This window comes from Gemmiger formicilis (assembly GCF_016900095.1).
Taxonomy (GTDB): domain Bacteria; phylum Bacillota; class Clostridia; order Oscillospirales; family Ruminococcaceae; genus Gemmiger; species Gemmiger formicilis_A.
The window spans coordinates 1-212 of the sequence record NZ_JACJJP010000098.1 but is presented as its reverse complement, the minus strand read 5'-3'; the positions used below and the strand labels follow the sequence as shown (position 1 = coordinate 212).

Genomic DNA, 212 nt, shown 5'->3' with positions numbered 1-212 from the left:
AGCTAGCGTGTACTAATAGGTCGAGGGCTTGACCCCATTTTCTTAGAGTACTTCATTTGCCAGCAGTTCGATATTCAGTTTTGAGGGTATATACCTTCAGAAAAGAGAAGCATAGCCGATAAGGTCATGCAAATGGCCGGTGTCGATGACGGTGAGGATCCACCTGTTCCCATTCCGAACACAGAAGTTAAGCTCACTGGTGCCGAAGATAG

General features: G+C 46.7%; 1 rRNA gene. It reads left to right on the top strand.

The annotated features are described in order from the left end of the window. Positions 1-135 precede the first annotated feature (135 nt). Positions 136-212 (top strand): 5S ribosomal RNA (gene rrf / locus H6B15_RS15360); the annotation flags it as partial.